We start from the raw sequence: 8108 nt of genomic DNA, 5'->3' as shown, positions 1-8108 counted from the left end.
CCCCCGCCGGTCCAACCGGCGCAACACTGAATGTACCAGGCAGGGGCATTTCTGTCAAGATGGGGGCATGCTGGACCTCTTGGTGGTGGTCCCCCATCCCGACGACGAAAGCTTTGGTGCCGGTGGGGCGCTCCTCCTCGCCAAAAGGGCCGGGCTCAGAACGGGCATCCTCACCCTCACCCGAGGGGAGGCGGGGAGAACCCTGGGGCTCTGCCCACCTGAGGAACTGCCCTGGGTGCGGACCCAAGAACTTGAGCGGGCAACGGAGATCCTGGAAGTGGACTTCCTCGAGGTCCTCTCCTTCCCCAACGCCCTACCCCAGGCGGTTCACCTGGAGTACAGGGGCCCTAAAGAGATGACGGGGGAACCCCGCGGCCTGGCCTCGGGGAAAGGCCTCCTCGACCACCCCGAGGCGGAAGCGGCCATCCGGGAAAGGCTTCTTGCCCAAAGGCCCCGCTATGTCCTCACCTTTCCCCCTGACGGCATCAACGGCCACCCCGACCACGTGGCCACGAGCCGCTACGCCACCAAGGCGGCGGAGGGCCTGGCCCAGGTGGTGTACTTCGTGCGGCCCGAAGGCCCCTGGCCCGTCACCCACCGCCTACGCCTACCCGAATGGGCCCTGGCCCGAAAGCTCAAGGCCCTGGCCCAGCACCGGACCCAGGCCCTGTCCCTGCTGGATTTCATGGAAAGGTATCCCGAAAGGCTCTGGACGGAAACCTTCCACCTCCCCGGAACGGAGGGCACCCAGGAGGGGCCATGGTGGTAAAGCCCCTGGACCACACCGCCGACGTGGGGTTCCTCCTGGAGGCGGAAAGCCTCGAGGGCCTCTTCCAGGCCGCCCTGAAAGGGCTTCTCCAGGTGATGTTCCTCTTTCCCCCAGAAAGGGGAAGCCGGCGCAGGCGCCTTTCCCTGGAGGCGGAGGACCTGGAAACCCTCCTGGTCCGCTTCCTGAACGAGCTCATCTACCTGATCCAGACCAAGGGCTTCGTGCCCGGGAAGGCACGGGTACGGGTGCAAAAGGAAGCCGGGGGCTACCGCCTCACCGCCACCCTTTGGGGTGAGCCCTTCCAAGAGAGCTTTGGCTTCCAGGGAGAAGTGAAAAGCGCCACCTTCCACGGCCTGCAGGTGAGCCGGGAAAACGGGGCATGGAAGGCCCAGGTGATCCTAGACGTGTAGAGCGGAAAGACCCGCCCGCACCCGGTCCAAAAGCCCTGCCGCCACCAGGCTCCTGGCCCGAAGAAGGGCGTTTTTCACCGCCAAAGCGTCGGCGGAACCGTGGCCGATGAAGACCGCCCCCTCCACCCCCAAAAGGGGCATGGCCCCATACTGGGAGGGATCCACCTTCTCCTTCACCTTCCGCAAAGCCCCCCGGGCCAGGAGGGCCCCCAGCCGGGCCAAGGGACTCGAGGTGAGGGCTTCCCTGATCCAGCCGAGGAGGACCTTAGCCTCCCCCTCCGCCAGCTTCAGGACCACATTACCGGTAAAGCCGTCGGTGACCACCACCTCCGTGGTGCCCAAGAAGACGTCCCGCCCTTCCACATTGCCGAAAAACCGCCCCCCCAAGGCCCTCTTCAGAAGGGGATAGGTTTCCAGCACCAGGGCGTTGCCCTTCCCCTCCTCCTCGCCAATGGAAAGAAGGCCCACCTTAGGGTCCTCAAGGCCGCTGGCCTCGGCGTAGGCCAGGCCCATGGCGGCGAACTGCACCAAGAAGGAAGGGCGGCAGTCGGCGTTGGCCCCCCCGTCCAGGAGGAAGGTGCGTCCCCTTTGACTGGGGAACTCCACCAAGAGGGCGGGCCTTTCCACCCCCTTGACCCGCCCCAGGGTGAAGAGGGCTGCGGCCATGGTGGCCCCGGTGTGGCCCATGGACACCACCGCCTGGACCTCGCCCCGCTTCAGAAGATCCATGGCCACCATGATGGAGCTTTCCCGGCGCTTCCTCACCTCGGTGGCATGCTCCTCCATGGGAATCCAGTCCGGAGCATGGTGGACGGGCAAGGAAGTCCCCAGGCGGGCAAGCTCAGCCCGCAGGCGGGCCTCCTCCCCCACCAGAAGAACCTCCACCCCCTCCTTGGCGGCCAGGAGGGCTCCTTGGACCGTAACCCCGGGGGCCCGGTCCCCCCCCATGGCGTCCAGGGCGATCCTCATGCGCTGGCAGGGAGGTGCTTCTGGATTTTGGCCTCAAAGTTGCGCTTGGGCTGGGCCCCCACCAGGACCTCCACCGGCTGGCCGTTTTTGAAGAGGATCACGGTGGGGATGCTCATGACCCTAAAGCGCATGGCCGTCTTGGGGTTTTCGTCCACGTCCAGCTTGGCCACCAAGAGTTTCCCCTCGTACTCCCTAGCCAGCTCCTCCAGGATGGGAGCGATCATGCGGCAAGGAGCGCACCACTCCGCCCAGAAGTCCACCAGGACCAGGGGGTGTCCGCTTAAGGTCTGGTCAAAGTTGGCGTCGGTAACCTCAATGGGCTTCGCCATACCCCATCACTTTAAAGCAAAACCCCGGGGGCATACACCCCCCGGGGGCAACCCTTTGGGTTAGCGCTTTTTCTTGCCGCCCTTCTTGCCCCCCTTGCCGCCGAAACCCCCGGTGCCCCGGAGGAAGCTTTTCAGCTTGTTCTCAAACTCGGGGGACTGCTTGGGCAGGCGCCTGGGCCTGGGGGGTGGGGCCCCTTCTGGGGCGGGGGTGAGGTCCTTGATGGAAAGGTCCAGACGCCCCTTGGCGTCCCGGCCCTTCACCATCACCTGGACGATGTCCCCCTCGTTGAGGAAGTCCCGCACGTTCCTCACGAACTCGTGGGCGATCTGGGAGATGTGCACCAGGCCCTGCTCGCCCCCCGGGAGCTCCACAAAGGCGCCAAAATCCGTAACCCGCACCACGCGGCCCTCTACAACGCTTCCAGCTTCTAGCTCCACTTTCCTTCTCCCTTTGCGCGGCTAGGATCCGCGATGCCCCCACTATAGCACAAAGGGCCGCACCCCCCTTCGGTCCAGGGGGGCGAGGAGCTCGGCAAAGGTGCGCCCGAGCACCGGGTGGCGCCCTTCCGGGATGAGGTCGGCCAGAGGCACCAGGACGAAGGCCCGCTGGTGAAGCCTGGGATGGGGCACCTCGAGGCCCTCCTCCTCCAGGACCCAGTCCCCGTAGAGCAGGAGGTCCAGGTCTATGGTCCTCGGCCCCCAGCGCTCCTTCCGCTTCCGCCCAAGGCTTTGCTCTATCCCCAGGAGGCCCTCCAGGAAAGCCCGGGGGGAAAGCCCCGTGTCCACCTCCGCCACCAGGTTCAGGTAGGGGGGCTGGGGTGGGCCCACGGGCTCGGTTTCATACACGGGGGAAAGGCGCAAAAACCGGGTCTCGGGGAGCCGGGAAAGGAGGGAAAGGGCCTGTAAAAGGTAGCCTGCCCGGTCCTCGAGGTTGGAACCCAAGCCCACATAGGCCAGCACCTCCCCAGTCTATCCGTTGACAAGGTGGTCCCGCCCCCCTACCCTGAAGGGGAGATGGCCACCCGGGGCAAAACCTGATGGGGCCTGGGAAGCCTGGCTTCCCGGGCCCGCCCGGGGGTTTTTCTTTTGGAGGTGAGGATGGTTGGGGTAAATGTGGACTGGCGGACCCTTCTGGAAGCGGAAAAGAGCCTGGACACCGGCGTCTACACCAAGCACGACCTCCTTTTGGTACGGGGGCAAGGAGCTCGGGTCTGGGATGCCGAGGGCCACGAGTACATCGACTGCGTGGGGGGCTACGGGGTAGCCAACCTGGGCCATGCCAACCCTGAGGTGGTGGAGGCCATCAAGAAGCAGGCGGAAACCCTCCTCTCCATGCCCCAGACCCTGCCTACCCCCACGCGGGGGGAGTTCTACCGCACCCTGGTAAGCCTCCTTCCCCCAGAACTCAACCGGGTCTTCCCCACCAACTCCGGCACCGAGGCCAACGAGGCGGCCATCAAGTTCGCCTGGGCCCACACCAAGAGGCGGAAGCTGGTGGCCGCCATGCGGGGCTTCTCCGGGCGCACCCTGGGAAGCCTTTCCGTCACCTGGGAGCCCAAGTACCGGGAACCCTTCATGCCCCTCTTGGGCCCCGTGGAGTTCATCCCCTTTAACGACGTGGAGGCCCTGAGGAAGGCGGTGGACGAGGAAACCGCGGCGGTGATCCTCGAGCCCGTGCAGGGGGAAGGGGGGGTGCGCCCCGCCACCCGGGAGTTTTTGGAGGCGGCCCGGGAGGTTACCCGGGAAAAAGGGGCTCTGCTGATCCTGGACGAGATCCAGACCGGCATGGGACGCACGGGAAGGCGCTTCGCCTTTGAGCACTACGGGGTGGTGCCCGACATCCTCACCCTGGCCAAGGCCCTAGGGGGCGGGGTGCCCATCGGGGCAGCGGTGATGCGGGAGGAGGTGGCGAGGAGCATGCCCAAGGGGGGGCACGGCACCACCTTCGGGGGGAACCCCCTGGCCATGGCCGCCGGGGTGGCCGCCCTGCGCTACCTGGAGCGTACCCGGCTCTGGGAACGAGCGGCGGAGCTTGGCCCCTGGTTCATGGAGAAGCTACGGGAAATCCCTTCCCCCAAGATTCGGGAGGTGCGGGGCCTCGGCCTCATGGTGGGCCTCGAGCTCAAGGAAAAGGCTGCTCCTTACATTGAGCGCCTGGAACGGGAGCACCGGGTGCTGACCCTGCAGGCAGGCCCCACGGTGATCCGCTTCCTTCCCCCTTTGGTTATCGAAAAGGCGGATCTGGAGCGGGTGGTGGAGGCGGTGCGGGCGGTACTCCTCCCATGAGCGTCAAGGCCTTGGACCCCGTGGGGTTCCTCCAAGGGGCCCTGGAGATCCCCTCCCCTTCCGGGGAGGAGCGCCTGGTGGCGGAGTACCTGGCGGAGGGGATGGAAAGGCTGGGCCTTAAGGCCTTTGTAGACGAGGCGGACAACGCCCGGGGACAGGTGGGCCAAGGGCCCATCCAGGTGGTCCTCCTAGGGCATATCGACACGGTTCCTGGGACGGTTCCCGTTAGGCTGGAGGGGAACAAGCTCTTCGGCCGCGGGGCGGTGGACGCCAAGGGCCCCTTCGTGGCCATGATCTTCGCCGCGGCGGGGCTTTCCGAGGAGGCCAGAGAGCGCCTCACCGTCCACCTGGTGGGGGCCACGGAGGAGGAGGCCCCAAGCTCCAAAGGCGCCCGCTTCGTGGCCCCCAGACTCAAGCCGGACTACGTGGTGATCGGCGAACCCTCGGGTTGGGAGGGCATCACCCTGGGCTACAAGGGAAGGCTTCTGGTCAAGGCCCGGCGGGAGAAGGACAACTTCCACTCCGCCCACCACGAGCCCAACGCCGCCGAAGAGCTCATCAGCTATTTCGTGGCCATCAAGGCCTGGGCCGAGGCCATGAACGTGGGGCAAAAGGCCTTTGACCAGGTGCAGTACACCCTGCGGGACTTCAAGGTTCACCCGGCGGAGCTCAAGCAGGTGGCGGAGATGTTCTTTGACCTGCGCCTCCCCCCCAGGCTTCCCCCGGAGGAGGCCATCCGCCACCTCACCGCCTACGCGCCCCCCACCATTGAGCTGGAGTTCTTCGGCCGGGAGGTGCCCTACCTGGGCCCCAAGGACACCCCCCTCACCCGGGCCCTGAGGCAAGGGATCCGCAAGGCAGGCGGGAAACCCGTCTTCAAGCTGAAGACCGGCACCAGCGACATGAACGTCCTGGCCCCCCACTGGAGGGTGCCCATGGTGGCCTACGGGCCGGGGGACTCCACCTTGGACCACACCCCCCACGAGCACGTGGAGGTGGAGGAGTTCCTGAAAGGGATCGAGGCGCTTAGGGAGGCCCTCGAGGCCCTGGCCCGAACCAGTCCTCCAGGTTGAGGGCAACCTGGTAAACTGCTGGCGTGGTTCCATTCTGGCCGCCCCTGGCCCTGGGGCTCCTGCTGGCCCTGGCCATCTTCCCCCCTACCCGGGTCCTCAGCGAGGCCCTGCTCCTGCCCGCCTTGGGGATGGGCGTAGGTTTGGCCCTTCTCCTCAAGGGCTCGAGGTGGATCGGGGCGGGGCTCCTGCTGAGCGGGCTGGGGGAGGGGTTCTTGGCCCTGGGCTCCCCCCTGGCCTACCTGGCCTACGGGGTGGCCTACCCCCTTCTGGCCCTGGGGGTCTACCCCCTGGCCCGGAAAGGGCGCCCTGGACCCACCCTGCTCCTGGTGGCTCCCTTGGCCCTGGGGCTGGTGTGGGTAGGAATAACCTCCAAGGGGGGCCTCCCCTTCGCCTTCCTGGACACGGCCCTCCTCCTTTTGACCGGCTTTGCGGGGGAGAGCGCCCTGCGGGGCGAGGGAGGAACCGAACGGCTTCTCCTGGTTTCCGGCCTCTTCCTCTTCGGGGTGGCCGACCTGGCCTACCTGGAGGTGGCGGGGGAGGGTTATGCCCTAGGCCACCCGGTGCACGCCCTCTACGTGCTGGCCTACGGCCTGGCAGGGTGGGGCGGGCTAGGGACCCTGGTACCCCAGCGGGGAGCCCTGGGCGGCCTGGCCGCCGCCTGGACCCTCCTGCCCCCCTTGGCCGCCCTGGCCCAGGCTCCGTTGGGCTTCCTCCTCGCCACCTACGCGGGGGTGTTGGGCAATGTCGGGCTTCTCCTGGCCTGGGAAAGGACCCGCGCGGTCATGGAGGCCAGGACCCAGCGCTGGATCCGCTTCCTGGAAGACCTGGCCCGCCTCTCCCCTCGGGTGACCCAGACCCTGAGCCCGGAGGCGGTCCTCCTGGGAGCCTTGGAGGCGGCCCGAGCCCTCTTGCCCCAGGCGGTGGGCCTCGAGGTGCGGAGCCGGCGGGGGCTGGTGGGGGAACGCACCCCCCATCGCCTTTCCATCCCCCTGAACGGGGAAGCCGCCTACCTCTACCTGCGCAGCCTCCCGGAGGAACCCCCACCCCCAGGCTTCCTCGCCCTCCTGGGGGAGCGCCTTCGGCAGGTGCTAAAGCAAGTGGAGTGGGGTGCCCTGGCCCTCACCGACCCCCTCACCGGGCTTTTGAACCGCAGGAGCCTCGAGGCGGAGCTCCCCAAGCTCCTGGCCCTGGCCCGGCGCTACGAAGCCCCCCTTAGCGTGGCCATGCTGGACATCGACCGCTTCAAGTGGGTGAACGACACCTACGGCCACCCGGTGGGCGACGAGGTCCTGAAGCTCCTGGGCCGCATCCTCCAGGCCAGCGTGCGCCGCGAGGACCTGGCGGTGCGCTACGGGGGGGAGGAGTTCCTCCTCTTCCTCTACGGGGCCGACCACCTTGCGGCCAAGGAGGTGGTGGAGCGCATCCGCTACCGCTTCCGCCACCAAAGGGTGGACCCCATCCCCTATCCCCTTACCCTCTCCGCCGGCATCGCCGGGGGGGAGGTTCCGGAAAGCCAGGCCCAGCTGGAGGACTGGGTCCTCAAGGCCGACTACGCCCTTCTCCGGGCCAAGGAAACGGGCCGGGACCGGGTGACCATGGCGTAAAACCCCGTTGCAGCCCTCGCCGTAACGGGGTCTTGAGGACTCTAAGCCGCTACTTCTTGGGCATCATCTTGGCCATAAGGCCTTCCAGGGCTTTCATGTCCTCGTTCAGGTGGCCGAAGGCCTTGCCCAGAGCCTTGAGAAGGAGGAAAAGCACCCCCAGGGCCTTCTGCACCTCGGGGTCGGAAAGCTGCTTCAGGATCCCCGTCAGGCCCACCCGAGGAGGGTCCCGCATCACCTCGGGGGTAAAGGTTTCCCCCAAGCCCCGTTGCAGGGCCGAGGCCATCATGCCGATGGCGGCGGGCTCTATCCGGGAAAGGATGTCCAGGACATTGGCCCCATGGGAGAAAAGCCTGAGCACCTGAGGCTCCATGAGCATCCCCAAGCCCTCCCCGAAGTTCTCAGAGAGGTGGCCCAGGAAGGCCAAGGCCCCGGATTGTTCCAGCTTCTCCAGGGTATCCGCCAGCTTCTCCAAGGCCTCCGCCTGGTCCAGGAAGCGGGCCAGCAGGGAAACCATCTGGAGGTTCTTGGGCTCCATGAGGAGGCCTAGGTTCTCCGCCAGGGTTTCCCCAGCCCCCACCTGGGCTAGGAGGCCTAGCCCGCTTTTTTGCAGCACCTCCTCGATGTGGGCTAGCCTTTCTTCCACCGTAAGCGTCTTTTTTTCCATGGTC

The 8108-nt window shown here is 66.8% G+C and carries 10 protein-coding genes; 5 read left to right on the top strand and 5 right to left on the bottom strand.

Annotated elements, in window-relative coordinates:
• The first annotated feature begins 67 nt into the window (after positions 1-67).
• Together C2847_RS09260 and C2847_RS09255 are read left to right on the top strand one after the other, a co-directional pair.
• Complete coding sequence (locus tag C2847_RS09260) at positions 68-769, top strand: PIG-L deacetylase family protein (protein ID WP_164835692.1); 702 nt, start codon at positions 68-70, stop codon at positions 767-769.
• Positions 760-1179: an archease gene (locus C2847_RS09255; protein ID WP_105318083.1), complete on the top strand. Its 420-nt coding sequence runs from the start codon at positions 760-762 to the stop codon at positions 1177-1179. Before C2847_RS09260 ends, C2847_RS09255 begins: the two co-directional genes overlap by 10 nt.
• Here C2847_RS09255 and plsX read toward each other — a convergent pair.
• From plsX to folK, 4 genes are read right to left on the bottom strand one after another with little or no spacing between them, the layout of a single operon-like run.
• Positions 1168-2148 carry a phosphate acyltransferase PlsX gene (gene plsX, locus C2847_RS09250; protein WP_105318082.1) on the bottom strand — a complete coding sequence of 327 codons (981 nt, stop codon included), beginning with the start codon at positions 2146-2148 and terminating at the stop codon, positions 1168-1170. The two genes, C2847_RS09255 and plsX, sit on opposite strands and share 12 nt — an antisense overlap.
• Complete coding sequence (gene trxA, locus C2847_RS09245) at positions 2145-2477, bottom strand: thioredoxin (RefSeq protein ID WP_028494405.1); 333 nt, start codon at positions 2475-2477, stop codon at positions 2145-2147. Before trxA ends, plsX begins: the two co-directional genes overlap by 4 nt.
• Positions 2478-2537: 60 nt before the next feature.
• Positions 2538-2915: an RNA-binding protein S1 gene (locus C2847_RS09240; protein WP_015716279.1), complete on the bottom strand. Its 378-nt coding sequence runs from the start codon at positions 2913-2915 to the stop codon at positions 2538-2540.
• Between the two features lie 42 nt (positions 2916-2957).
• The gene (gene folK / locus C2847_RS09235; protein WP_105318081.1) at positions 2958-3437 is read right to left on the bottom strand and encodes a 2-amino-4-hydroxy-6-hydroxymethyldihydropteridine diphosphokinase; all 480 of its coding nucleotides are present in this window, start codon (positions 3435-3437) and stop codon (positions 2958-2960) included.
• A 138-nt stretch (positions 3438-3575) separates the two neighbouring features.
• On the opposite strand from folK, the gene lysJ reads away from it, so the two are divergent.
• Genes lysJ through C2847_RS09220 form a run of 3 tightly spaced genes read left to right on the top strand, consistent with a single transcriptional unit; the run spans position 3576 to position 7440 of the window.
• The gene (gene lysJ / locus C2847_RS09230) at positions 3576-4763 is read left to right on the top strand and encodes a [LysW]-aminoadipate semialdehyde transaminase LysJ (protein WP_105318080.1); all 1188 of its coding nucleotides are present in this window, start codon (positions 3576-3578) and stop codon (positions 4761-4763) included.
• Complete coding sequence (locus C2847_RS09225) at positions 4760-5836, top strand: [LysW]-lysine hydrolase (RefSeq protein WP_105318079.1); 1077 nt, start codon at positions 4760-4762, stop codon at positions 5834-5836. The genes lysJ and C2847_RS09225 overlap by 4 nt, the downstream gene beginning before the upstream one ends.
• Before the next feature lie 23 nt (positions 5837-5859).
• Positions 5860-7440, top strand: coding sequence for a GGDEF domain-containing protein (locus tag C2847_RS09220; protein ID WP_244187407.1), 1581 nt, complete (start codon positions 5860-5862; stop codon positions 7438-7440).
• A 49-nt stretch (positions 7441-7489) separates the two neighbouring features.
• Here C2847_RS09220 and C2847_RS12330 read toward each other — a convergent pair whose 3' ends face one another.
• The gene (locus tag C2847_RS12330) at positions 7490-8104 is read right to left on the bottom strand and encodes a helical membrane plugin domain-containing protein (protein ID WP_164835691.1); all 615 of its coding nucleotides are present in this window, start codon (positions 8102-8104) and stop codon (positions 7490-7492) included.
• Between the last annotated feature and the right edge of the window lie 4 nt (positions 8105-8108).

Origin of the sequence: Thermus tenuipuniceus (assembly GCF_002964845.1) — a bacterium.
In the GTDB taxonomy this organism is placed as follows: Bacteria; Deinococcota; Deinococci; order Deinococcales; family Thermaceae; genus Thermus; species Thermus tenuipuniceus.
This window is presented reverse-complemented; position numbering and strand designations above follow the sequence as displayed.

Bases quoted from the DNA above. Each gene is read 5' to 3' on its own strand.
- C2847_RS09260 (WP_164835692.1), top strand. From the start codon at position 68: ATGCTGGACCTCTTGGTGGTGGTCCCCCATCCCGACGACGAAAGCTTT.
- C2847_RS09255 (WP_105318083.1), top strand. From the start codon at position 760: ATGGTGGTAAAGCCCCTGGACCACACCGCCGACGTGGGGTTCCTCCTG.
- plsX (WP_105318082.1), bottom strand. From the start codon at position 2,148: ATGAGGATCGCCCTGGACGCCATGGGGGGGGACCGGGCCCCCGGGGTT.
- trxA (WP_028494405.1), bottom strand. From the start codon at position 2,477: ATGGCGAAGCCCATTGAGGTTACCGACGCCAACTTTGACCAGACCTTA.
- lysJ (WP_105318080.1), top strand. From the start codon at position 3,576: ATGGTTGGGGTAAATGTGGACTGGCGGACCCTTCTGGAAGCGGAAAAG.
- C2847_RS09225 (WP_105318079.1), top strand. From the start codon at position 4,760: ATGAGCGTCAAGGCCTTGGACCCCGTGGGGTTCCTCCAAGGGGCCCTG.
- C2847_RS12330 (WP_164835691.1), bottom strand. From the start codon at position 8,104: ATGGAAAAAAAGACGCTTACGGTGGAAGAAAGGCTAGCCCACATCGAG.